The sequence below is a fragment of the Candidatus Sulfotelmatobacter sp. genome, from assembly GCA_035504415.1.
In the GTDB taxonomy this organism is placed as follows: domain Bacteria; phylum Vulcanimicrobiota; class Vulcanimicrobiia; order Vulcanimicrobiales; family Vulcanimicrobiaceae; genus Vulcanimicrobium.
In genome coordinates this window covers 381,492-404,358 of the sequence record DATJRY010000011.1, presented here as the reverse complement: position 1 = coordinate 404,358, position 22,867 = coordinate 381,492, and the positions used below count along the sequence as shown (strand labels likewise).

General features: G+C 69.9%; 27 protein-coding genes. 13 read left to right on the top strand and 14 right to left on the bottom strand.

What is annotated here, in order from left to right:
• Positions 1–345: 345 nt before the first annotated feature.
• From VMD91_08310 to uraD, 4 genes are all read right to left on the bottom strand, one after another.
• On the bottom strand, positions 346–582 hold the full coding sequence (locus tag VMD91_08310) for a transposase (GenBank protein HTW84052.1): 237 nt from the start codon (positions 580–582) through the stop codon (positions 346–348).
• A 115-nt stretch (positions 583–697) separates the two neighbouring features.
• A complete protein-coding gene (uraH, locus tag VMD91_08305; GenBank protein ID HTW84051.1) occupies positions 698–1,033 on the bottom strand; it encodes a hydroxyisourate hydrolase in 336 nt (111 codons plus the stop codon).
• Positions 1,030–2,232: a urate hydroxylase PuuD gene (locus VMD91_08300; protein HTW84050.1), complete on the bottom strand. Its 1,203-nt coding sequence runs from the start codon at positions 2,230–2,232 to the stop codon at positions 1,030–1,032. Before VMD91_08300 ends, uraH begins: the two co-directional genes overlap by 4 nt.
• Positions 2,229–2,738, bottom strand: coding sequence for a 2-oxo-4-hydroxy-4-carboxy-5-ureidoimidazoline decarboxylase (uraD, locus tag VMD91_08295; GenBank protein HTW84049.1), 510 nt, complete (start codon positions 2,736–2,738; stop codon positions 2,229–2,231). The genes VMD91_08300 and uraD overlap by 4 nt, the downstream gene beginning before the upstream one ends.
• A gap of 39 nt (positions 2,739–2,777) precedes the next feature.
• Here uraD and VMD91_08290 point away from each other — a divergent pair, with 39 nt between their 5' ends.
• From VMD91_08290 to VMD91_08275, 4 genes are all read left to right on the top strand, one after another.
• Entirely contained in the window at positions 2,778–4,148 is a 1,371-nt protein-coding gene (locus VMD91_08290) for an 8-oxoguanine deaminase (protein ID HTW84048.1), read from the top strand.
• Positions 4,149–4,223: 75 nt separating this feature from the next.
• Positions 4,224–4,715 carry a GNAT family N-acetyltransferase gene (locus VMD91_08285; GenBank protein ID HTW84047.1) on the top strand — a complete coding sequence of 164 codons (492 nt, stop codon included), beginning with the start codon at positions 4,224–4,226 and terminating at the stop codon, positions 4,713–4,715.
• Positions 4,675–5,619, top strand: a complete 945-nt coding sequence (locus VMD91_08280; GenBank protein ID HTW84046.1) for a helix-turn-helix domain-containing GNAT family N-acetyltransferase — start codon at positions 4,675–4,677, stop codon at positions 5,617–5,619. The genes VMD91_08285 and VMD91_08280 overlap by 41 nt, the downstream gene beginning before the upstream one ends.
• Positions 5,620–5,713: 94 nt before the next feature.
• Positions 5,714–6,439 carry a hypothetical protein gene (locus VMD91_08275; protein ID HTW84045.1) on the top strand — a complete coding sequence of 242 codons (726 nt, stop codon included), beginning with the start codon at positions 5,714–5,716 and terminating at the stop codon, positions 6,437–6,439.
• A gap of 5 nt (positions 6,440–6,444) precedes the next feature.
• Here VMD91_08275 and VMD91_08270 read toward each other — a convergent pair whose 3' ends face one another.
• The gene (locus VMD91_08270; protein ID HTW84044.1) at positions 6,445–8,694 is read right to left on the bottom strand and encodes a hypothetical protein; all 2,250 of its coding nucleotides are present in this window, start codon (positions 8,692–8,694) and stop codon (positions 6,445–6,447) included.
• Between the two features lie 115 nt (positions 8,695–8,809).
• On the opposite strand from VMD91_08270, the gene VMD91_08265 reads away from it, so the two are divergent.
• Genes VMD91_08265 through VMD91_08235 form a run of 7 tightly spaced genes read left to right on the top strand, consistent with a single transcriptional unit; the run spans position 8,810 to position 12,976 of the window.
• Positions 8,810–9,271, top strand: a complete 462-nt coding sequence (locus tag VMD91_08265) for a hypothetical protein (GenBank protein ID HTW84043.1) — start codon at positions 8,810–8,812, stop codon at positions 9,269–9,271.
• Positions 9,268–9,519 (top strand): monovalent cation/H+ antiporter complex subunit F, encoded by a 252-nt coding sequence (locus tag VMD91_08260; protein HTW84042.1) that lies wholly within the window; start codon positions 9,268–9,270, stop codon positions 9,517–9,519. Before VMD91_08265 ends, VMD91_08260 begins: the two co-directional genes overlap by 4 nt.
• Complete coding sequence (locus VMD91_08255) at positions 9,510–9,812, top strand: monovalent cation/H(+) antiporter subunit G (protein HTW84041.1); 303 nt, start codon at positions 9,510–9,512, stop codon at positions 9,810–9,812. Before VMD91_08260 ends, VMD91_08255 begins: the two co-directional genes overlap by 10 nt.
• Positions 9,812–10,054: a DUF4040 domain-containing protein gene (locus VMD91_08250; protein HTW84040.1), complete on the top strand. Its 243-nt coding sequence runs from the start codon at positions 9,812–9,814 to the stop codon at positions 10,052–10,054. The genes VMD91_08255 and VMD91_08250 overlap by 1 nt, the downstream gene beginning before the upstream one ends.
• The gene (locus tag VMD91_08245) at positions 10,051–10,824 is read left to right on the top strand and encodes an MnhB domain-containing protein (GenBank protein ID HTW84039.1); all 774 of its coding nucleotides are present in this window, start codon (positions 10,051–10,053) and stop codon (positions 10,822–10,824) included. Before VMD91_08250 ends, VMD91_08245 begins: the two co-directional genes overlap by 4 nt.
• On the top strand, positions 10,821–11,165 hold the full coding sequence (locus VMD91_08240) for a sodium:proton antiporter (protein ID HTW84038.1): 345 nt from the start codon (positions 10,821–10,823) through the stop codon (positions 11,163–11,165). The genes VMD91_08245 and VMD91_08240 overlap by 4 nt, the downstream gene beginning before the upstream one ends.
• Positions 11,162–12,976 carry a proton-conducting transporter membrane subunit gene (locus tag VMD91_08235; GenBank protein HTW84037.1) on the top strand — a complete coding sequence of 605 codons (1,815 nt, stop codon included), beginning with the start codon at positions 11,162–11,164 and terminating at the stop codon, positions 12,974–12,976. The genes VMD91_08240 and VMD91_08235 overlap by 4 nt, the downstream gene beginning before the upstream one ends.
• 40 nt (positions 12,977–13,016) lie before the next feature.
• Here VMD91_08235 and VMD91_08230 read toward each other — a convergent pair whose 3' ends face one another.
• Both VMD91_08230 and VMD91_08225 read right to left on the bottom strand, forming a co-directional pair.
• Positions 13,017–15,194: a xanthine dehydrogenase family protein molybdopterin-binding subunit gene (locus VMD91_08230; GenBank protein HTW84036.1), complete on the bottom strand. Its 2,178-nt coding sequence runs from the start codon at positions 15,192–15,194 to the stop codon at positions 13,017–13,019.
• Positions 15,191–16,603, bottom strand: coding sequence for an FAD binding domain-containing protein (locus VMD91_08225; GenBank protein HTW84035.1), 1,413 nt, complete (start codon positions 16,601–16,603; stop codon positions 15,191–15,193). The genes VMD91_08230 and VMD91_08225 overlap by 4 nt, the downstream gene beginning before the upstream one ends.
• A 103-nt stretch (positions 16,604–16,706) precedes the next feature.
• Here VMD91_08225 and VMD91_08220 point away from each other — a divergent pair, with 103 nt between their 5' ends.
• Both VMD91_08220 and VMD91_08215 read left to right on the top strand, forming a co-directional pair.
• Complete coding sequence (locus VMD91_08220) at positions 16,707–17,561, top strand: FAD-dependent thymidylate synthase (protein HTW84034.1); 855 nt, start codon at positions 16,707–16,709, stop codon at positions 17,559–17,561.
• A 7-nt stretch (positions 17,562–17,568) separates the two neighbouring features.
• The gene (locus tag VMD91_08215) at positions 17,569–18,819 is read left to right on the top strand and encodes a M48 family metalloprotease (protein HTW84033.1); all 1,251 of its coding nucleotides are present in this window, start codon (positions 17,569–17,571) and stop codon (positions 18,817–18,819) included.
• Positions 18,820–18,826: 7 nt separating this feature from the next.
• On the opposite strand, the gene VMD91_08210 is transcribed toward VMD91_08215, so the two are convergent.
• From VMD91_08210 to VMD91_08180, 7 genes are all read right to left on the bottom strand, one after another.
• The gene (locus VMD91_08210) at positions 18,827–19,000 is read right to left on the bottom strand and encodes a hypothetical protein (GenBank protein ID HTW84032.1); all 174 of its coding nucleotides are present in this window, start codon (positions 18,998–19,000) and stop codon (positions 18,827–18,829) included.
• A gap of 5 nt (positions 19,001–19,005) precedes the next feature.
• Positions 19,006–19,203 (bottom strand): hypothetical protein, encoded by a 198-nt coding sequence (locus VMD91_08205; protein HTW84031.1) that lies wholly within the window; start codon positions 19,201–19,203, stop codon positions 19,006–19,008.
• Between the two features lie 129 nt (positions 19,204–19,332).
• On the bottom strand, positions 19,333–19,998 hold the full coding sequence (locus VMD91_08200; protein ID HTW84030.1) for a hypothetical protein: 666 nt from the start codon (positions 19,996–19,998) through the stop codon (positions 19,333–19,335).
• A gap of 60 nt (positions 19,999–20,058) precedes the next feature.
• Complete coding sequence (locus tag VMD91_08195; protein HTW84029.1) at positions 20,059–20,532, bottom strand: CAP domain-containing protein; 474 nt, start codon at positions 20,530–20,532, stop codon at positions 20,059–20,061.
• Positions 20,533–20,580: 48 nt separating this feature from the next.
• On the bottom strand, positions 20,581–21,150 hold the full coding sequence (pth, locus tag VMD91_08190; GenBank protein HTW84028.1) for an aminoacyl-tRNA hydrolase: 570 nt from the start codon (positions 21,148–21,150) through the stop codon (positions 20,581–20,583).
• 6 nt (positions 21,151–21,156) lie between these two features.
• The gene (locus VMD91_08185; GenBank protein ID HTW84027.1) at positions 21,157–21,801 is read right to left on the bottom strand and encodes a 50S ribosomal protein L25; all 645 of its coding nucleotides are present in this window, start codon (positions 21,799–21,801) and stop codon (positions 21,157–21,159) included.
• A gap of 15 nt (positions 21,802–21,816) precedes the next feature.
• Positions 21,817–22,851, bottom strand: a complete 1,035-nt coding sequence (locus tag VMD91_08180) for a ribose-phosphate pyrophosphokinase (GenBank protein HTW84026.1) — start codon at positions 22,849–22,851, stop codon at positions 21,817–21,819.
• Between the last annotated feature and the right edge of the window lie 16 nt (positions 22,852–22,867).

The following is a 22,867-nucleotide window of genomic DNA, read 5'->3' as shown; positions in this document are numbered from 1 at the left end:
CCTCGAATCCGCGGCGCGCCGCGACCGAAGGGATGAGAGTGGATGACGTTTTCGGATAGCATTTGAGGTAACACCCTTTCCTCTTGTGCTCTAGTGAGCGCGGTTGTGAGTTGACGTACCGCGCGGTGGACATTGTAGCGAACCGCCGTCTCACGCGTAAACCGACTCGAGCCAGTCTTTGCTTTTATGTCCGGCGCGACGAGAGTATTCGCGCGCGAACCAATCATGCGCGGCGTGACGTGTAGCGAAAGACTGATCGAGCGATGCCGGCGAGTGCGCAGGCTTCGCGCTCGCTCACGCCGCCGAGCTTCAACTCACGAGCGATGCGCCGGCGGGCGGCGGCGCTCAGCGTTTTCGCGCGAGAACACCGCGAAAGGCGTCGATCGTCCGCTGTTGGCGAGCGATTGTCTCTCGGCACACGAGCAGCTCCGCTTCGAGGACGAGAACGCGCTCGAGCGCGGCGTTACGCTTTGCGCGCACGGTACGTTGCCAGCGGTACAGGGTTGCCGAACTGACGCCGTAGCGTGCGCCGACCGTGCGCGCCGACTCTCCCGCCTCGAGATCGGCGACCGCGCGCAGCAACGCCTCTACCGTTCGCTGCCGACGCTCGGCACGAAATCCACCCGCCATCTGATCACGATACCGCAGCATCGAGGCGCTGTACAGGGGACTGCCATGGAACGCTCTTCCGGTACGCTCAACTCCCGCGGTAGGTGCTGTAACTCCAGGGCGAGAGCAGGAGGGGAACGTGATACTTTCCGTCGCCGGCGATGACGAACCGCACGGGGATGCTGCCGAAGAACGACGGCGTGTCGGTGCGCGCGAAGTACGCGCCGGCCGCGAAGGTCAACTCGTACGTGCCCGCCGCGAGGTCGGTCGCGAGCGGCGCGTCCGTGCGCCCGTCGTGGTTCGTCGTGGCGCGGGCGACTTCCGTGCGACGATCGCCGTCGAGCGCGTAGAGGACGACCTCGATCCCGGCGCCCGGCACGCCGCGCGCCGTGTCGAGGACGTGCGTCGAGAGCGTTGCGCTCACGGTACGGGTGCTCCGGCGGCGATCCAGGCGCCGAGCGTCGCGCGTTCGGCGTCGGTGATGTGGGTGACGTTGCCGAGCGGCATCGCGTGCGTCGTCACCGCTTGCTCGCGTATGCGTGCGGCGTTGGCGTGCGCGTGCTCCGCCGAGTCGAGCAGCACGCCCTCGGGCGGAGCGGTGAAGCCCGGCTCCGTCGGATGCGCCGCGTGGCAGACGGCGCACCGCTGCGCGAGGATCGGCTGCACCGTCGTCCAGGTCGGCGCCGCCGCGCCGGCGACCGCCGCCGGCGGGTGCGGCACGAGGATGATGCCGGCCACCGCCAGGATGACCGCGGCCGTGACCGGCAGCGCCACGATCAACCGGTGCTTGTGGCTGAGCACGAAGAACCGCCGCACCAGCACGCCGGCGGCGGCGATGAGAGCGAGGATCAACCAGCCCCACGAGCTGCCGTAGGTCATCGGGTAGTGGTTGCTGATCATGATGAACAGCACCGGCAGCGTGAAGTAGGTGTTGTGTACGGAGCGCATCTTGCCGAGCTTGCCGGGCCGCGGATCGGGCGTCTCGCCGCGGCGCAGCTGCGCGACGACGCGGCGCTGGCCGGGGATGATGACGTGGCCGACGTTCGCGACCATGATCGTGCCGATGATCGCGCCGACGTGGATGTACGCCGCGCGCCCGCCGAAGACGTGGAAGAGTCCCCAGTCCGCGAACAGCAGTGCGGCACAGATCGAGGTCCACAGCGCAATCGGCTGGTTCTCGAAGACACGGCACAGCCCGTCGTACACCAGGTAGCCGGCGACCAGGACGCCGATGCTGATACTGATAGCCTGCCACGGCGTCAACACGAGCACGCTGGGGTCGATCAAGTAGGTCGACGCGCCGGCCCAGTAGATGATCGCGAGCATCGCCATCCCGGTGATCCACGTCGAGTAGGCTTCCCAGTAGAACCAGTGCAGATCGTCGCTGAGCGGTTCCCCGCGCGGGCCGGTCGGGAACTTGCGGTTGTGATAGAAGCCGCCGCCGTGGACGCTCCAGAGCGCACCGTAGACGCCGCGTTCGCGCTCGCCGTCGGGCACGTCGAGCCGCAAGCTGTCGTCGAGCCAGACGAAGTAGAACGACGCGCCGATCCACGAGATGCCGGCGATCAGATGCGCCCAGCGGAAGATCAGGTTCAGCCAGTCCAGGACGTAGCCGCCGATCATGCCGCCACCGCGTCCTCGAGGCGCAGCTGCGCGATCTTCGCGATCTCGGCCAGCGCGGTCGCGATCTCGGTCGCGCGATCGTTGGTCGCGCGGCGCTCCATCGCGCTCAGGATGCCGTCCGCGTCGTGCTCGCGCGCGCAGATGACGAACGGGAAGCCGAAGCGCGCGCGGTACGCCGCGTTGGCGGCATCGAAGCGCGCGACTTGCGCGGCGGTCAGGCGGTCGAGACCGGCGGCGCGCTGCTCGCCGGTCGAGGCGGCGGTCAGACGGCCTTCGCGCGCGACCCGGCCGGCGAGATCGGGGTGCGCCGCGATCAGCGCGACTTGGCGCTCCGGCGGCGCGGCGGCGACGGCGCCGACCAGCGCGGCGTGCAGGGCGGCGCGGTCGGCGAAGGGGCGGCGCTCCCAGGCGGCCGCGGCGATCCACGGCGAGTCCTCGAACGCGAAGCCGATCGCCGCGACGAACGCGTCGCGGTCGGCCGCGTTCAAGGCGGCGATGCTCGTCATCCCGGCGGGTTCCCAGCGCCGTCCGCGAACGCCTCCGTCGTGCGCACGCTGCTCCTTCGCCACGCCACGCTGGTCGCGACCTTCGACGACGCGGCGCGCGTCTATCCCGACGGCGCGGTCCTGCTGCGCGGCAACGCGATCGAGGCCGTCGGTCCGACCGAGGCGCTGAGCGCGCAGGCCGACGAGGTGGTCGACGCGCGCGGGCTGGTGCTCCTGCCGGGACTGGTCTGCACGCACCACCACTTCTTCCAGACCCTCACCCGCGCGCTGCCGGTCGCGCAAGATGCCGAGCTGTTCGAATGGCTGGTCGCGCACTATCCGATCTGGGCGCGGCTGACGCCCGAGGCGATTCGCGCGGCGACGGCCGTCGCCGCCGCGGAGCTGTTGCTCTCCGGCTGCACGACGGCCGCCGACCACGGATACCTGTGGCCGCGCGGTACGCGCGTCGACGACGAGATCGCGGTCGCCCGCGAGATGGGCTTGCGTTTCCACGCCTCGCGCGGCTCGATGTCGCGCGGCCGCTCGCAGGGCGGTCTGCCGCCCGACGAGGCCGTCGAGGACGAGGACGCGATCCTGGCCGACACCGAGCGCGTCATTCGCGAACACCACGATCCGGCGCGCTTCGCGATGACGCGCATCGTCGTCGCGCCGTGCTCGCCGTTCTCGGTCACGCCGGATCTGATGCGCGCGAGCGCGGAGCTGGCGCGGCGGCACGAGCACGTTCACCTGCACACGCACCTGTGCGAGACGGTCGACGAAGAGCGCTATTGTCTGGAGACCTACGGTTCACGCCCGGTGCCGTTCGCCGAGTCGCTCGGGTGGGTCGGCCCCGACGTGTGGTTCGCGCACGCGATCTTCATGGACCACAGCGAGTTCACCCGGCTCGGGTGGTCGAAGACCGGCGTCGCGCACTGCCCGACCTCGAACATGCGGCTGGGTTCGGGGATCGCGCCGGTGCTCGAACAGCGCGACGCCGGCATGCGCGTCGGGCTGGGGGTCGACGGCTCGGCGTCCAACGACGGCTCGCACATGCTCGACGAGGCGCGCCATGCGATGCTGCTGCAACGGGTCGCGCACGGCGCCGCCGCGATGTCGGCGCGCGAGGCGCTGCGGCTGGCGATCCGCGGCGGCGCCGAGGTGCTCGGTCGCGAGGACATCGGTCAGCTCGCCCCCGGGATGGCGGCCGACCTGATCGGCGTGCGCGCCGACGACCTGTGGACCGCCGGCGGCAGCGTCCACGATGCGCTGGCGTCCCTCGTGTTCTGCCGCATCCCGCAGGTCGACCTGAGCATCGTCGACGGCGTGGTTCGGGTGCGCGACGGTCGACTCGTCGGCGTCGACGTTCCGGCACTGGTCGCACGCCACGCCGCAGCCGCCAGACGTCTTTGTAGCTCGGACGGTCCGACTTGACATCGACTGCAGAGGGCCGAGCACCGAGCCGGTGGACTACTTGCATTAGGCCAATTATCTGACTAATATCAGAGAATGGATTCGGCGCGTGCCCGGGCGGCAGCCGTCGAGGTCGCCGACGCCCCGGCCGACGGCGGCGACGCCCAGTGGTGCCTGGCCCAGTATTATGCCGAGCTGCGGGAGCGGTTCGCGGCCGACGTCGAGGCCGCGGTGGGCGCCGCGCGCCCGGCCGACTTCATGCCGCCGCGTGGGTGGTTCTTCGTCGCCCGGCACGACGGCCGCATCGTCGGTTGCGGTGGCCTGCGTCGGGTCGATCCGCAGCTGGCCGAGGTGAAGCGCATGTGGGTCGACCGCGCGGCCCGTGGGCACGGCATCGGCGGCCGTCTGCTCGACGCGATCGAGGCGCGTGCGCGCGACGCCGGTATCCGGACGCTGCGCCTGGACACCAACGCATCGCTCACCGAAGCGATCGCGATGTATAGCCGGCGCGGATACCGGGACGTGCCTGCGTTCAACGAGGAGCCCTATGCGCACCGCTGGTTCGCGAAAGACCTCACCACCGGGTGAGGGCATACGGCCCGATCAGATCGCGGCCGTCCGCTCCTTCAACCGGGTCGTCACCCGGCGCATCGGCGCGCTGACCGACAGCTTTCACGGACGCGGGCGCCCACTCAGCGAAGCGCGGCTGCTCTTCGAGATCGGGAAGGCTGGGGCGGACGCGCGCGATCTGCGCGCCCGAATGTCGTTGGACTCCGGGTACCTGAGCCGGTTGTTGCGTTCGCTCGAGCGCCAAGGGCTGGTGAAGACGCAGCCCGCGCAGCACGACGCGCGCGTGACCACCGCATCGCTGACGCGCGCCGGCGCGCGCGAGCTGGATGCCCTCAACCGGCTTTCCGAACGGTTCGCGACCACGCTGCTTGCGAGGTTGGGCACATCGCAACGGGGGCGGCTCGTCGCCGCGATGGCCGACGTCGAGCGTCTGATGCAAGCCGCCGCGGTCGAGATCGCCATCGCTAACCCGAACGGCAGCTCCGCACGCTGGTGTCTGGACGCCTACTATCGCGAGTTGGCGGAACGTTTCCCGGTCGGCTACGATCCTGCGCGTGGCGGCGTCGTGCCGGAGTCGTTCGAATCACCGCACGGCGCGTTTGTGCTGGCGACGCTGGACGCGCGTCCGGTCGGGTGTGGCGCGCTCAAGCTCGCCGGCGTCGCGGTCGGCGAGATCAAACGCATGTGGGTCGATCGCTCGGCGCGCGGGCTGGGCGTCGGCCGCCGCATCCTCGACGCGCTCGAAGCACACGCACGCGCGGCCGGCCTGCACACGCTGCGCTTGGAGACCAACTCGGTGCTGACCGAGGCCGCGGCGCTCTACGAGCGGGCCGGTTATCGTCGCGTCGAGGCCTTCGACGCCGACCCGTATGCCGATCGCTGGTTCGCGAAAGACCTCGCGCAAGGCGCTGACCAAGCTTAGGGACCGAACGAGGGGTTTCTACCGGCACTGCGAAGGTCGTCGCCACCCTAGAGGGAGTGGGGGTCATATGCAGAGAGCAGCGCTTTCGTTACTCGTGGCGTTCGTCGCGTTTGCGGGCGTGGTCCGGCCGGAGCCGGGACGCGCGCAGGCGCCCTCGCCGTCACCATCCGCGGCGAGCACGGTGCCGCCGGTCCTTCCGACGCCGTACCCGTACGACGGTGATCCGTTGGTCCAAGATGCCGGCGCCGCCGTCGACGACTTCCCCGGGACCTATCGCGGCTCGGCCTACTGCCATCCGCTGCCCGCGCCCTCGGGCGCGTCGCTCGCAATCTCGACGATGACGCTCTCCCTGTTGAAAGACACGTCCAACGTCGGGCCGTCGTGGAATCCCGACATGAACGCGATCGGCGTCAAGGGCGTGGTGACGCTGTCCCCCACCGACGACAATCGGTCCCTCCTCGAACCGAACGAGAGCTTCGTGCTGGCGGATCGCTCGATCGCCGCCCACGAGTATCACACGTCGTACTTCCTCTTCAGGCAGTCGTATATGAGCGGCCGGATCAACCAGCTCATCGACACCAGCGGCGATCTCCAGCTCTACGCGGACAACCTCGTACCGGACCCCGGCTTCTCGTCGTGGGTCGGGACGGCGATCGCGACGTTTTATCAGGCGCCGCTGCACTACGAGGCGAACGTCGGCGTAGCGACGCTCACCGGCCGCATCTACGTGCAACACGTGAGCCCACTATCGCCGCGGGCGTCGATGTGCTACGTCCGTCTCATGCGAACCGCTCGCTACACGACGAGCATCGGAAACTAGGCTCGTCACGGCCGTCTGAGGTCCGTCAAGCTTTCGTTCCGAGGCTCCGCGCACATCGCGCCGACGACGACCGTTGCTCCGGTCGTTGCCGGCTCGCGTGACCAGGTGATGTGAATCGTCTGCGCACCGCGCAGCGCGAATAGCGCATGTCCTTCGGCCGACAACGTGCCGTGCAGCGGTACGCGGACAGAACCGGCCTGGGCCTCGACGCGGATGCCGGTGGCGGCGAGGTTCGCACCGGCCGGCATGACCCGCAACGTGCAGGTTCCGCGCGGATCACCTCCGGTCGTCCAGGACACCGTACGACCATCTTCGCGGAAGTCATAGGCGGGGTAGTCGCAGTACGCCAACAGCTCGCCGGACGCCACGCGCATGTAGTGACGGGTGGTGTACACGAAGGGTAGACCCGCGCCGTAGACCTCCTGCCCCACTTGGCCGCACGCGTCGAAGCCGTCGCGTAGGTCTTCCAGCGGCACGGACAGCTCGCGCTCGATGCGTCCGTTTCGCACCTCTTGGCCGATCACGTCGACGGGCAGCGCATCGGGGTAGAAGTACCAGCCGCGGTCCAGGCTGTACTTCTGGAACTCGGCGATGAGCAGACGCAACGAGGGTCGCAGGTCTTCGCCGCCGAGCGCCAGATAGACATGGAACTTCGCATGCGCCTCGAGCTCTTCGTACGGCGCGAGATAGGGCGCGTCGCGCAGCGGAAAGAGGCCGAAGTAGGTGCGATAGTGGCGCGCGTTGCCGTATCCGCAGCGCCAGATCCACATGTTGTCGAAGAGGTTGGCCATGCAGACCTCGCTCAGGCGCAGATACGACGGCACCCGGGTGATCTTCCAGAGCCGTAGCATCGCTTCGGCCGCGAAGCCTGTCGTATTGAGCTGGTACGCGAGATCGAAGCCCAGGCCTTCGAGGCGAGCCGCCGCGGCTTGCGCCTCCTCCAGATACCGCTTCTCGCCCAAGAGCTCATACGCACGCAGCATCACGAGCGCATAGAGGCCGGCCACGTCCGTCTCGCCGCCGGTGCCGGGCGCCGCCTCCGCCCGAATGATGTCCAACGACCCGAGATCGAAGAAGATCGGCCAGCGATAGTCGAAACGATGCGCCACCCGGATCGCGTACGGCAAGCTCCGCGCGAAGAGCGCTTTCGCGGTCGCGTCGCCGGACTCGGCTAGACGCGAGGCGTTGAACAGCGCATGGTGCAGATACCAGCTGTCCATCGCCGCGTGACTCATGTTGCCATCGGCTTGTGAGGCGGCGAACGGCTCGCCGGGCAGCCACCGAACCAGCGTCGTGAGGTCTTCGTCGAAGAACGAAGGGACGCCGCTGCGCAGCACCGTCCCGAGCACGCTCCGCTCGCCGCGCCACGCGTCGTACTCATCGACGTTGGCCGTGAGCGTGAGCTGCACCATGCTTTCGGGCGGTTTCGTATCGTCGCCGACGTACGGCTTGAGATAGCGCCGGCCGTGCCGCGCGTCGCTGCACAGCGGCGAGTTCGAGAGGTCGCGCAAGGCGCGTGCCGCGCGAGTCGGCCAATCGTGATAGGCGACGTCCGGTCGCGATAGCCTCAGGTAGATGTCCGCCAGCAAGTCGAGGTACAGCGGCGCGGCCGCGTCCTTGGTCGCCGGAACCGTCGGCTCGAGCAGGAGGTACGCGTCGGAGACGATGATCTCGCGCGCCTTCGGCAGCACGCAGTCCGTGCCGCTCGGCGGTGCGTAGCCGAGCTCGGGCCAGCGGCCGCCGACGGTATCCGCCGGGCCGCGCCGCGCGGCGTCGAAGTACTCGTTGAGCGACGAGAAATCCTGAAGGTAGAAGAACGAGAACGGGGTCGGCCCCTCGACGCTCGCGAACAGCGTTCCGGTCCGCAAGCCGCGCTGCGCCGTATGGATGCGAGCCTCGCCCACGCTCGGAAAACAAAGGTCGCGTGCCCACGAGTCGATCACCGCGTCTTCGTTTGCGGTCAATGAGACGGTCCAGTGGATCGCCGCGCGGTCCTCGTTGCGGTAGTCCACGGTCGCACGCATCGGACCGAGCGGCGTCACGAAAGCAAAGCCGATCGATCCGTCCGAGTTGACAGTGCGCTGGAGTGCGGTCAGCTCACCACGGTCGCGGCCGATCCGCACCGCCATGACGTCGCGCCCGTCGCTGCGGACGGCAAGCCAAAGGTTCGTGCGTCCTTGCAGCGCCGTGACGTGAAAGGCGCCCAGCGTCGTCCCCTCGTCGAGTGGCGTCGCGTCGCGAAGGTCGGCATCCACACGGGGCCCATCCGAGTGTACCGGTGCAGCGCTCACCCCTCGTAGGTACCCGCTCGGCCGGCCGGGGCTCGCTTGCGCACGAGCGCGCGAGCGCGGGTATGCTCGTGGAGCAATCATGATCACAGCGTTGTGGGCGGTGCTCGCCGTGCTCGAGATCGTGCTGGTGGGGAAGCTCGACCCGCAGGAGACGCCGGTCGGCGCCGCCATCGCGCTGCTCGGCACCGCCGTCACCCTTCGAGCCGCCGCGCTGGCCGACGTGCGGTACGGCATGCGCCTGCGATGGGTATGGTTCTCGCTGCTGGTACTGTGTAACGTCGTGCGCGACGCGTTCGTCGTCGGGGGCGTCGTGCTGCGGCGGCTGGGGGGAGGCGACGTGCACGACGCGTATCTCGACGTCGCTTTCGACACGGGCGGCGACGACCCCGAGTCGGCCGCTCGACGGGCGTTGGTGATCGCCGGCATGTCGACCGCGCCGAACGCGGTCGTCCTCTCGGTCGACCGCCTGCGCGGCGCGCTGCGCGTGCATGTCTTGGCGCCGGCCAGCGCCGCCCCGCACTCGCGCGAGTGGCCGTTATGAACGTCTGGTACGCGGCCGCGATCCCACTGCTGCTCGGCATCGTACCGTGCCTGATCGTCGCGGTGCGTGGACGGATCGTCGACGCGCTGGTCGCGCTCGAAGTCGCGACCGTGCTCGCCGTTCTCGTCCTGCTGCTGATCGAGCAGGGGATTCAGCGCCAGACCTTCTTCGACGTCTCGCTGGCGCTGGCCGTCCTCGCCTTTCCCTCGACGCTGCTGTTGGCGCGCGTCTATCGGCGGTGGCTCTGACGCTGACCGGAGTGTTCGTCGACGTGCTGCTCGCGCTGAGCGTGCTGGTCGAACTGCTCGCCGTGACCGGACTGGTGGTGCTGCGCACGACCATGCAGCGCCTGCACGTCGTCGCGCTGGCGACGGCGGTGGGGCCGGCGTTGGTCGGTGTAGCGGTCGCGATCGGCACCCACGCGACGGCGAACCAAGCGGCGAAGGGACTGCTCATCGCGCTCGTGCTCCTGGTGTTCGGCGGGGTACTCTCCCACGAGACCGGCCGCACGGTGCTCGCGCACGAGGTCGAGAACACCTGATGGCAACGCTGCAAGGGATCGCGCTCGTCCTCGTCGCCGGTGCGGCGACCGTCGTCGTGCTGGTGCGCGATCCCAAGCGTCAGATCTTCCTCTACATGATCTACGGGCTGATCATGACGATTGTGTTGGCACTGCTGCAAGCGCCGGACGTGGCACTCTCGGAGCTGGCCGTCGGCTCGGTCGCGATTCCGTTCACGGTGCTTGCGACGCTCGTGCGGATCGAGCGCGGGAGGCCGAGGTGACGCCGCGCGCTCGCGCCTGGGTAGCGGGGCTCAGCAGCGTGGCGTTGCTCGTCGTCGTCCTGATCGGCCTCGCGCGCCTGCCGAGCTTCGGCGTCTATCGCGGCCCCTACGGAACGGTGCTGGACAGCGTAGCGCCCGTGCAGCGCAAGATCCAGAACGTCGTGACGGCCGTCAACTTCGACTATCGCGGGCTCGACACGATGGGCGAGGAGTTCATTTTGTTCGCGGCCGTGGCGGGGCTGGCGCTGGTCCTGCGGCAGGACCGGCGCGAGACGACGGACGAGCCGTTGCCGCCCGCGCCCGGTCGCGGTGAGGTCGGCCGAACCGATGCGGTGCGGGCGTTCTCGTTGGTCGGAATCGCGCTGACGTCGGCATTCGGCTTGTACGTCGCCGTGCACCCGCACCTCACGCCGGGCGGCGGCTTTCAGGGCGGTGCGATCACCGCCGGCATCGCAGCGCTCGTGTTCTTGGGTTTGGGCTACCGTCCGTTTCGGCGCTTCGTCCCGCAAGAGCGCGCTCAGCCATTCGAGGCCGCCGGCGCGGCGGGCTACGTCGTCGTCGGCGTGGCGACGCTCGCGACCAGCGGTGCGTTCCTTGCCAACACGTTGCCGCTGGGCACCTTCGGCGCGTTCTTCTCGACCGGCACGATCCCGGTCATCAACTTCTGCGTCGCGGTCGAGGTGGTGGCGGGGTTCGTCATGCTGTTCGGCGAGTTCGCCGACGAGACACGGGTCGAGCGTGTCTCCCCGTCGCGTGAGGGCGATTCGTGAGCTGGCTTCCTTACGTCGTGCCGGCCTGGATCTTCGTCGTCGGGCTTTACGGCATGGCGACGAGCAGGCACCTCGTGCACCTGATCCTGTGCCTCTCGATCACGCAGTCTTCGACCTATGTGCTGATCTTGATGGTCGGCTACCGGCTGGGCGCGACCGCCCCGATCTTCAGCGACGTGCTCCCGGGGGTGCGGGCGACCGATCCGGTCGTGCAAGCGGTGACGCTGACCGACATCGTTGTTGGCGCGACGGTGACGGCGCTGCTGCTGGCGTTCGCACTGCGCATCTATAAGACGTGCGGTTCCGTCGACCCGCAAGCCCTACGACCGATGCAGGGATGAGTGCCCTCGCGCCGCTTGCGCTGGCGGTCCCGCTGATCGCCGCCGCGCTGACCGCGGGGATGGGCACACGCGTGCCGCGTGCGGTGTGGTCGATCATCAACATCGTGGCCTCGGCGTTCGCGACCGCGGCGTGCGCGGCACTGGCGGCTGACGCAGCCGTGCACGGCACCGTCGTGCACTGGTTCGGGGGCTGGCATCCCGCTCACGGCGTTTCGCTCGGAATCGCGTTCGTCGTCGACCCGGCCGGTGCCGCGTTGGCTGCGCTGGCGGCGTTCCTCACGCTGGCAGCCTTCGTTTACGCCTGGACGTATTACAATCAGGACGACGGTGCGTTCGTCGCACTGCTGCAGGTCTTCAGCGCGGCGCTGATCGGCTTTTTCCTGACCGGCGATATTTTCGATTTGTTCGTGTTTTTCGAGCTCATGAGCGTCGCCGCGTACGCGCTGACCGGATTTCGCTCGGAAGACTCGGCCGCCGTCGAAGGGGCGCTCTCGTTCGCAGTCGTCAACAGCACCGGTGCGTTCTTCGTGCTCGCGGGAATCACGCTGCTGTACGGGCGCACCGGCGCGCTGCTGCTGGCGCAGATCGCGCACGCGCTCGCCGCCAAGAGCGACCCGCTGGTGCTGGTCGCGTTCGCGCTGATCGTCGTCGGCTTCTTGGTGAAGGCCTCGATCGTGCCGTTTCACTTCTGGCTCGCCGAAGCGCACGCCGTCGCGCCGACGCCGCTGTGCGCGTTGTTCTCCGGGATCATGGTCGAGGCCGGACTCTACGCCGTCGCGCGAATATACTGGAGCGTCTTCTCGGGTGCGCTCGGCGCCCATGCCGAGGGGGTGCGCGACGTACTGCTTGCATTCGGCCTGGCGACCGCGGTCGTCGGCTCCGTCATGGCCTATGCGCAACGGCACTTCAAGCGGCTGCTCGCGTTCTCTACCGTTGCGCACAGCGGCCTCATGCTGTGCGGGATCGCGCTGTTCGGCTCGGTCGCGCTGGGCGGCTTCTTCGTGTACGTGCTCGGCCACGGGCTGGTGAAGGGAGCGCTATTCTTCGGCAGCGGGATCATGCTCAATCGCTGGTCGACCGTCGACGTCGAGGATCTACGCGGAAAGCTCCGCGAGCTTCCGTGGCTGGCGGCCGTCTTCGCGCTGGGGGCGCTCGCCCTCGCCGGCATGCCACCGTGCGGACTTTTCGTCGGCAGCGCGCTGATCGCGCGCGGCGCGGCGCACGCCCACCTGGGCTGGGTGATGATCCCGCTCGGGGTGAGCGCTGCTTTGACGGGGGCCGCCGTGCTCAACGCGGTTGGGCGCATGACGTTCGGCTGGGGGCCGCCGCCGGATCCCCGCGCCTTGACGCCCGGGACCGAGCAGCCCGAGACGGCACCGGCGCAGGGCGCGCGGCTCGCCAACATGGCGGTTCCGACCTTGGTGCTCCTCGTGCTCTCGTTCGTGGTGGGACTGCTGGCCGCGATTCCGCCGACGGCGATCGCGGCGGCGATGCGCTTCGTCGATCGGCCGATGCAGGAAGCGCTGCTGCTGCACGCCGCGGCCCCGGTCCCGCTCGGGCGAGGAGTCGCGCTCCCGTTGAGACCCGACCTCGTGCACGGTTTGGGCGGTGGTCTCCTCGCGATCGGCTTCGCCTCGATCGGACTGTTCGCGCACCGGCTGCGGCGCGTGTGGGCCCTGTTGGCGCGTCTTTACGAGTCGGCGATGCGCATTCCGCATGCGTGGCACAGCGGAATCGTCACCGATTACGTCACCTGGTTGATCGCCGGCGCCGCCGCCTTCGGTGCGGCGATCCTGTCCGTGGTGCGCTGAGCTGCCGCGCTCGCGCTACCGCTACGACGCGCTCCAGCGGTCAGCTGGGCACGGCGGCTGCGCTGGCCCGGCGCACCTTGGTGATCGCGGCCAGAATGCGTTCCGGCGTCATCGGCAGATCGTCGACCCAGGCGCCGGTCGCGTCGTAGATTGCCGCCGCGACGGCGGGCGCGAACGGAACCAGCGGCATCTCGGCCATGCCGCGCGAGCCGAAGGCACCGATCGGATCGCCCAGCTCGAGGATGAGCGGCACGACCTCGGTCGGCATGTCGAGCGCGGTCGGCAACAAGTAGCTGCTGAAGTGCGGCGTGAGCACCTTGCCCTCGCGCACCAGGAAGTTCTCCGTCAGCGCGTAGCCCAGCGCTTGCGCCAAGCAGCCTTCGATCTGCGCTTCGACCTGCTGCGTGTTGATCGCGCGGCCGACGTCGTGCGCGCTGATGATCTTGAGCACGCGGGTGACGCCGGTGGTCACGTCGACTTCGACCTCGACGGCTTGCGCCGCGTAGCCGTAGCTGTAGCACGGCCGGCCTTGGCCGGTCTCGAGATCGAGCGGCGTGGTCGGCGGCGGCCGGAACTGCACCGTCGCCGCGGGCGCCTCGCCGCGCTGCCAGGCGGCGCGCGCGGCCAGCGCGGCGTCGTGTACGGCGCGACCCGCCATGACGGTCAAGCGCGACGCCGACGCCGAGCCCGCGTTCGGGGCTTCGGCCGAGTCGTCGCTGATCAGCGCCACCGCGTCGAGCGGCAGGCCGAGCGTCTCGGCGGCGATCTGACGGACGATCAGGTGCACGCCTTGGCCGACGTCGGCGACGCCGCTGCGCACCAGCGCGCGCTCGATGCGGTCGGTGACGATCAGCTCGACGGTCGCCGTCGACTGTTCGGGGAAGCCGAACGAATAGCCGACGTTCTTGATCCCGCTGGCGATGCCGATGCCGCGCCGCAGCCGGCCGTGCTCGCCGCGCGCGACGCGCGGGACGAAGCGGCTCGCCGCTTCTTGCGCGCACGCGTCGAGCACCGGCACCGCGGTCACGCCTTCGGGCAGCACGCTGCCGGTCGGCTCGCGATCGCCTTCGCGGTAGAGGTTCTTGCGCCGGATCTCGACCGGGTCGAGCTCGAGCGCCTGCGCGACGCGCGCGATCATCGACTCGGCCGCCCAGTGCGCTTGCGGCGAGCCGAAGCCGCGGAACGCGCCGCTGGGCGGGTTGTTGGTGAAGACGACGATGCCGTCGGTCGCGACGTTGGGCGTGCGATAGGGGCCGTGCGCGAAGATCGCCGCGCCTTTGAGCACCTCGACGCTGGTCGACGCGTACGCGCCGCCGTCGGCCAGCAGCCGCGTCTGCACGGCCACGATGGTGCCGTCGCGCTTGGCGCCCCACTTCGCCTCGATGTGGAACGGATGGCGCTTGTGGTGACCGACGATCGACTCTTCGCGGCTCCACACGATCGCCGTTGGCCGCTTCGTCTTCCACGTCGCCAGCGCCACCAGCGCCTGCACCGAGAGGTCTTCGCGGCCACCGAACGCGCCGCCGATCTTGGCGTAGCGGATCGCGACCTGGTCTTCGTTCAGGCGCAGCATCGCCGCGACTTGCCGCAGGTCCTCGTGCAGCCACTGGCCGGCGGTTTCGACGACCAGCGTCACGCCTTCGTAGTACGCGATGCCGGCGTCGGGCTGCAGGTACGCGTGCTCCTGCCAGCTGGTCGTGAACGTCCCGGCGACCACGATGTCCGAGGCGGCGAAGCCGGCGGCGACGTCGCCGTGGCGGATCTTCTGGTGGAGCAGCACGTTCGTGCCGTGGCCGGGGTGCACGAGCGGGGCGCCGTCCGCGATCGCGGCGTGCGCGTCGACCACGATCGGCAGGTCGTGATAGGCGACCTCGACGAGCGCGGCGGCGCGGGTGGCGATCTCCGGCGTGACCGCGACCACCAGCGCGACGCGGTCGCCGACGTAGCGCACGACCTCGCTGCACAGCACTTCCTGATCGGCGTCGATCAAACCGTAGCGGTTGTACGGGACGTCGCCCGCGACAAAGACGTCGACGACGCCGTCCAGCGCGCGCGCCGCGGCGGTGTCGATCCGCTCGATGCGCGCGTGGGCGCGATGGGCGAACACCGCCTTGCAGTGCAGCATCTCCGGGCGCACCAAGTCGGCCGGATAGAGCGCGGCACCGGTCACCTTCGCGCGCGCGTCGGGGCGCGGCAGCGGTTCGCCGACGACCTTCACGCGGTGACGACCTCGGGCACCGGCTCTTCGGCGGCCAGCGACGACGCGGCGCGTTCCATGGCGTCGAGAATCTTGCGGTAGCCGGTGCAGCGGCAGATGTTGCCGCTGATGGCGGCCTGCTGGTCCTCGAGCGTCGCGAGGGGACGTTCGTCGAGCAGCTTGGCGCCGGCCATCAGCATGCCCGGGATGCAGAAGCCGCACTGCACCGCGCCGCAGTCGACGTACGCCCGTTGCAGCGGGTGCAGCTCGTCGCCCTGCGCCAGCCCTTCGATGGTCGTGACGGTCGCGCCGTGCGCTTGCGCGGCGGGGACCAGGCACGACATCACGGCCGCGCCGTCGAGCCACACGGTGCACGCACCGCACTCGCCCTCCGCGCAGCCTTCCTTCGCGCCGGTCAGACCGGCGTTCTCGCGCAGCGCGTTCAGCAGCGTCTTGCGCTGCGCGTCGTGGAGCACCGCCGGCGTGCCGTTGATGCTGACGGCGATCGCGCCGTCGAACGGCAGGGCGGTGCGCGCCGAGCGCGCGGTCTCGAGCAGCACCGGCACGGCCGGGAAACCGTCGGCTTCGCGGCCGTCGGCGAGCCGCTCGAGCCCTTGCGCGACGAGCGCCGCCAGCGCGGTCAGCCGGTAGTCGGCCGAGCCGCGGATGTCGGCGATCGGACTGGCGTCCTCGCAGGCCAGGCGCCCGGTCTGCGCGATCGTCGCCGCATCGAGACCGCGGCCGACCAGGTACGCTTCGGCCGTGCGCGCGCGCACGACGGTCGGCGCCAGGCAGCCCAGCGTCAAGCGCGCATCCGCGACGCTGCCGTCGGCGGCGAACGTCAGCACCATCGCGATGTCGATCACCGAGATCGCTTGCGCCCGGCGCAGGCCGAGCTTGAGGAACACGCCCCGCCGTTCGCGCGAGAGCGCACGGAAGCGGATCTCGCGGATCAGCTCGTCGGCCTGCAGCACCGTGCGGCGGAAGCCGGCGTAGAAGTCCTCGAGCGCGACGGTGCGCGTGCGCTCGCGCGACTCCAGCACCAGCGTGGCGTCGAGCGCCAGCAGCGGTGCGATCGTATCGTTGGCGGGGGAGGCGGTGGCGAGGTTGCCGGCGATCGTCGCCCGGCTGCGAATCTGCGGCGCGCCGACTTCGATGCACGCTTGCGCCAGCGGGAGGGCCGCGGCGCGCGTGAGCGGCGAGGCCAGCACGCCGTTGTGGGTCGTCAGGCCGCCCAGCACGATCGTCTCGCCCTCGGCCCGCACGTAGTCGAGCTCGCGCAGGCCGGAGACGTCGATCAACGTCGCGGTCGGCTTGACCCCGCGCTGCAGCTCGACCAGGACGTCGGTCCCGCCCGCGACGATGCGGGCGTCCGGCCCGTAGCGGGCCAGCGCATCCAAGGCCGCCGCGACCGTCGTCGGTCGTATCACCTCACGCCACATTGGAAACGTCTACTTCGGGGCCACGGGCGAGGGTTCATTCGGTGAAAGATTTCTTCAAAGATTCCGAACCCGTCCGGCGAACGGAGGTTCGATGGCCTTCTCCGCGCGCGTTCTGCTGGACAGCATCTCGCCGGCCGGCATCCGGCTCACCACGATGGAGGTTCGCTACCCGCGCTTCATCCACAGCGAGCTGATGACGCACCGCGTCTTCTCGCGCAACGCGGCCTCCTCGCGCGCGATCCCCATCCGCAAGATGATCGAGGCCGTCCGCGAGGACCCGGCCATGCCGCTGTGGTGGGGGCGCAACCAGGCCGGGATGCAGGCCCGCGAAGCGATCGACGGGGCAACCCAAGCGTTGGCGGAGGCCGAGTGGCGCAAGGCGTTGGCGGACGCGCTCACCCACGCCGAGCGGCTGGCGTCGGCCGACATCAACCTGCACAAGCAGCTGGTCAACCGGATCCTCGAACCGTACGCCTGGATCACGGTCATCATCACCGCGACCGAGTGGGCCAACTTCTTCACCCAGCGCACGCACGAGGACGCGCAGCCCGAGCTGCGCCACGTCGCGCAGATGATGCTCGACGCGTATCGCGGCTCGACGCCCCGGCCGCTGGGCGTGGGTGACTGGCACACGCCGCTGATCCTCGAGGACGAAGAAGCGATCTTGCCGCTCGACGAGCGCCTCAAGATCAGCGTCGCGCGCAGCGCGCGCGTCTCGTACCTCTCGCACGAGGGGACGCGCGATCACGTCAAGGATCTCGACCTGTACGAAAAGCTGATCGGCGGCGGCGCGAACGGACACTGGTCGCCGTTCGAGCACGTCGCGACGCCGCTGCGCGACGGCGACGCGTGGTCGGGAAACTTCCGCGGCTGGTCGCAGTACCGCAAGCGGTTCCCGCAAGAGCACGCGACGGAGTTCCCCGACGAGCACGTGGTCCACACCTAGCACCTCGATGCAGCGCCTCTTCTGCGCGCTGGTGCTGGCGTTGGCGTGCGTGGCGGCCGCACCGGTCGCGGCGCAAGCGCGCACGCGGCTCGACGCGCGCGTCGACGCGCTGACGCCACGCATGCTGCTGACCCGCACCGCGCCCGGTCTGGTCGATCCCGACCGGCAGCGGCGCGCGCGCTCGATCGCCGACCTGCGTCACCTCGCCGCGGCCGGGTGGGGCCTGGCGCAGGTGCTGGCGTTCTGGTGGTACTGGCGCTCGGGGACGGCGGCGCGCGTGCGCGACATGGTGCGCCGGCGCACCCGGAATCGCGTCGTCCATCGCGCCGTTTTCGGCGCCAGCCTGGGCTTCATCAGCGCGCTGGCCGCGCTGCCGTTCGCCTTCTCGAGCTACCGGATCAGCTTCGCCGTCGGGGTGACGCACCAGCTCGCCTCGCAGTGGCTGCTCGGGTACCTGGGCCGCTTCGTCGTCGACGCGTTCTTCGGCGCGTTGATCGTCGTGGTCGTGCTGGGCCTGGTCGGGCGCACGCACCTGTGGTACCTGATCGTCACCGGGCTGTTGCTGGTCGGCGCGGTCGGCGGCGCGATGGTGGCGCCGCTCCTGCCGTTCGGCGCGCCGCACAAGACGACGCCGCACGCGCTCAGCGCGCAGGCCGCGCGCGAAGCGGCGCGACTGGGGGTGCCGGGGACGCCGGTCATCATGGTCGCGACCGCGCGGCGATCGGGCTCGATGCGCATCGCCGCGACCGGCATCGGCCCCACCGGCGAGGTCAGCGTCGCCGACGCCGCGCTCGATCACCTCACGCCGCCCGAAGTCGCGGCCGCGCTCGACCACGCCGACGCCGACATCCAACGCGGCGACAACCTGCGCCAGACGCTGGCTGCGGCGATCCTGTTCATCGTCAGCTGCGCGCTGGCCGTGCTGCTCAGCGACCGGGTCGGCTTCCGCCGCGACGACGACGTGCTCTCACGCCTCGCGCTGGTGGCGACGCTGCTGGGCGTGGTGATGATCGTGATCTATCCGATCTACACCGCCTATCACCGCAGCTTGCAAACGGCGGCCGACGAACGCGCGCTGGCCGCCGGTGCCGATCGCGTCGCGACGGCGCGCCTGTTCGTGCGCGAAGCCGACGACGCCCTCGAGCCGCTGTGCGGGCGGCGCACCGTGCGCTGGTACTTCGAGGACACCGCGCCGCTGGGCGCTCGCATCGCGCGCGCCGCCGGCACCGCCGACCCGTGCCCGGGAACGTCGATCTAGGCTCGCGCTACTGCTGGTCCTCGATCTCGCGGCGAGCGTGTTCGGCGCGCGTGCCGCGCTTGGGCTTGGGCGTCATCGGGCCGGCGCCGCTACGTTGCCGCACGGCCAGCCACCGCTCCGCGCCCAGCGGCGCGTCGGGCTGATGCGGCGCCTCCGGCTGGGCGGGGGCGGGCTTCTTCATAGCCCCTAGACAACGAAGCCGAAGGGCAAATCGTCCCGCCGGCGCGGCGTCCCCCGGCCGGTGTCGGCCGCCTGCAACGCCTCCTCGGGCAGCGGCGCGAGGGCGTCGCGCACCAGTACCGAGGCGAGGACCATTCCGACCGGCAGCATCAACAGCGCTGCGAGCGCGCAGGCGGTTGCGACGAGCGAACGGGTGTCGGACATGGCTGGGCTCCTGGGCGTCCGGGCTACGCTGAGAACGATCGGCAAACCGGCCCGGATGGCGTCAGATTGCGTACCAACTCTTAACCCGGCGTGAGTTTGCTCGTCCTCGGCCGCCGCCGTTTCGCGGAGCTAGCCCGTGTAGACGGTCCCGGCTACTTGGGTGCCCATGTGGCGGGCCGTCAAGAACTCCACGATCGTCGCGTGCGCGACGCGGCCGTCGCAGATCTGCGCCGCGCCGACGCCGCCGCGCACGCCGAGCGCCGCCGCGCGGACGGCGGCGCGCAAGTCTTCCGCCAAGGTGCGATCGGCGGCGACCTCGAGCGCTTCGGCCGGCGTGAGCTGATCGACCAAGAGGCGCGTCTTGGCGTCGATGACGCCGCCCTGGTCGTTGAAGAAGATCGCGCGCGCGGCGCCGACCGCGCTGGCCAGCGACTGCGCGACGTCGTCGGCGGCGACCGCGACGTCGGTGCCGGTGAAGCCGAACGCGAGCGGCTCGATCACCGGGACGTAGCCGGCGTCGAGCAAGGTGCACAGGAGCTTGGTTTGCACGGCGCCGATCGCGCCGGCCGCGGCGGGGATCATCCCGGCGTCCGCGCCGGAGAGGCCGACGGCCGAGTCGCCGCTGCGGTTCATCGAACGGACCACCGCGCGCGCCGCGTCGGCCGTCGGGGCGACGATCACCGGCCGCATTCCGAGGTTGCCCAGAAACACCAGGTCGCTGAAGAACGTCGTCCCGTCAGCGCCCAAGGTCGCTTCGTCGACCCGGATCACCATCGTTCGTCCGCCCAGCTCCATCGTGGTCTCCTTTCCTTGTACAACGGCTGAACTGGGTCGAACGTTTACCCAGCGGACCGGTCAGCCGCCGAATTCCTCCACGAACAGCAGCTCCCCGCCCTCGCCGTAGACGGCGGCGACGCCCAGCGTGCGGGCGCGCGGGTCCATGATGTTGCGGTAGTGGCCGGGGCTGTGCAGCAGCGCGGTGTTGGCGCGCTGCTCGTCGACGTCCAGCGCGATGTTCTCGGCGGCGAAGTGATCGAGCAGTCCGGCCGCGCGGACGCGATCGGCGAAGGTCACGCCGTCGGGGTCGGTGTGGCCGAAGTAGTGCCGGCGCTCCATCGCCTCCGCCAGCGCCAAGCCGAAGCGCGACAGCCGCGCGTCGAGGGCGAGCGGCGGCAAGCCGTGTGCGACTCGCGCCGCGTTGACGTCGGCGGCCAGCTGGCGGGCGGCGGCGGGCGCGGTACTGCCCGGGTCGGGCCAGGCCTCCTGCGCTCGTGCGGCGAGCGGCAGCACGGTCACGGCGAGGGTGAGAAACGCGGCGAGACGGCGCATCGTACCGCCATTATCGGATGCCGCGCGCGGCGAATCGCGCGCCGTTGATCAGACTCTCACGTTGACGACGTTCATCGCCGCCGCCACGCCCTCGCGCAGCCACAGCTCGGCGCCGGTCACGCAGCGGTCGACCAGGGCCGGCAGCTCGGCCGCCTCTTGCGGCGTGAACTCGCCCAGCACCCGCTCGATCGCGTCGCCCTCGTGCGCGCGGCCGATCCCGATCCGCAACCGCGGAAAACCGGTGCCGAAGACCTCGATCAGCGACTTGAGCCCGTTGTGGCCGCCGCTCGAGCCCTCGGCGCGCATCCGCAGCGTCCCCCACGGCAAGTCGAGCTCGTCGACGATGGCCAGGATCCGCGGCGGCGGCACTTTGTAGAACGTCGCGATCCCCTGCGTCGGCGGACCGCTCAGGTTCATGTACGACTGCGGCTTGACCAGGATCGCGCGCCGGCCGCGGTCGAGCGCGTAGAGCGCCTGGCCTTTCTTCTGCCAGTCGCGCGCGCCGATGCCCCAACGCTCGGCCAGGGCGTCGACGACGATGAAACCCAGGTTGTGGCGCGTGCGCGCGTACTTCGCGCCCGGATTGCCGAGCCCGACGAGAAGGGAGAGCTCGTCGATCGCCGGTCAGCCTTGCGCGGGTGCGGCCGGCGCCTCCGCGCCCGGCGCCGCCGCGGCAGCCGGTGCTTCGGGTGCTTCGGCGGCCTCGGCGCGCGTGATCTCGACGCCGACGACCAGGGTGTCCGCCGGCGTCACCAGCGTGAAGCCCTTCGGCAACGCGATCTGGCCGGCGGTCAGGTGCTGGTGCACGTCGAGCTCGGTGACGTCGATCTCGAGCTTGTCGGGGATCGATGAGGCGGGTCCCTTGACCTCGAGCGCGCGCAGGCTGACGTCGAGCACGCCGCCGTGATCCTTCACGCCGGTCGAGGTGCCGACGGTGACGATCGGGACGGTGGCGTAGATCGCTTCGTCCTTGGTCACGCGCTGGAAGTCGACGCTGAGCGCCTTGCGGGTGATCGGATCGGTCTCGATGCGCCGCAGCAGCACCGACTCCGTCGTCTTGCCGATCTTGGCGGTGACGACGTGCGCGCGGTTGCCCGATAGCAGCAGCTCGCTCAAGTCCTTCGCCGTGATCGTGATCGGCGTCGCCTGGCCGTGCCCGTAGACGACACCGGGAACCTTGCCGGCGCGCCGCAGCGCGTGCGCCGTGGTGGTCCCCGCCTCGCTGCGTGGCTCGAGCGTGAGGGTGTTGAGGGTGTGCTGCTTGGACATGATGCTTTCCCGGCCTCAGACGGCCGCTGCGACGGAGGGAAGCTCGCTTTCGACGCCGGCCGGCGCGGTCGCCGTGGTGCCGTCGAGTGCTTCCTCGTTGTTGAACAGCTCCGAGACGGAACGGTTCGAAGTGATGCGCTTGATCGCGTCGGCCAGGATCTGGGCGATCGAGAGATGCTCGACCTTGGCCGACTCGATGGTGCGTGGGATGGTGTCGGTGACGATGACCTTGTTGATCTCGGAGGCCTCGAACTGCGCGATCGCGTCGCCGGCGAAGATGCCGTGCGTCGCGAGCGTGTAGACGTCGGTCGCGCCGCGCTTGCGCAGCGCCTCCGCGGCCTTGACCAGCGTGCCGCCGGTCGAGATCATGTCGTCCACCACAACGGCGATCTTCCCCTGAACGTCGCCGACGATGTGGGTGACCTCGGAGACGTCGGGCTCGGGGCGGCGCTTGATGATGACGGCCAGCGACGATTTCAGGCGCTTGGCGAACGTCTCGGCGCGCGGCACGCCGCCGGCGTCGGGCGAGACGACGACGACTCGGTCGCCTTCGAGCTTCTCGGCCTTGAGGTAGTTGCACAGGGTCGGCGCGGCCATCAGGTTGTCGACCGGGATGTCGAAGAAGCCCTGGATCTGGGCCGCGTGCAGGTCGAGCGTGACGATCCGGTCGGCGCCCGCGGTCTGCAGCATGTTGGCGACCAGCTTGGCGGAGATCGGCTCGCGGCCTTTGGTTTTCTTGTCCTGCTTGGCGTAGCCGTAGTACGGCACGACGGTCGTGACCCGGTTCGCCGAGGCGCGCTTGAGGGCGTCGACGATCAGCAGCAGCTCCATCAGCGAGTCGTTGACGGTGTAGCCCTGGGGCGACCGGCAGGTGGACTGCACGACGAACACCTCGGCGCCGCGCACGTTCTCGCGGATCTCGATGCGACATTCGTCGTTCTTGAAGCGATCGACCAGTGCGTTGCCGACGCGGGTCTGCATGCGGCGAGCGATCTCTTCGGCCAGCTTGCGATTGGACGATCCGCTGAAGACCAAGGGCGGCTGGATCACGAACGGCTCCTTCTGC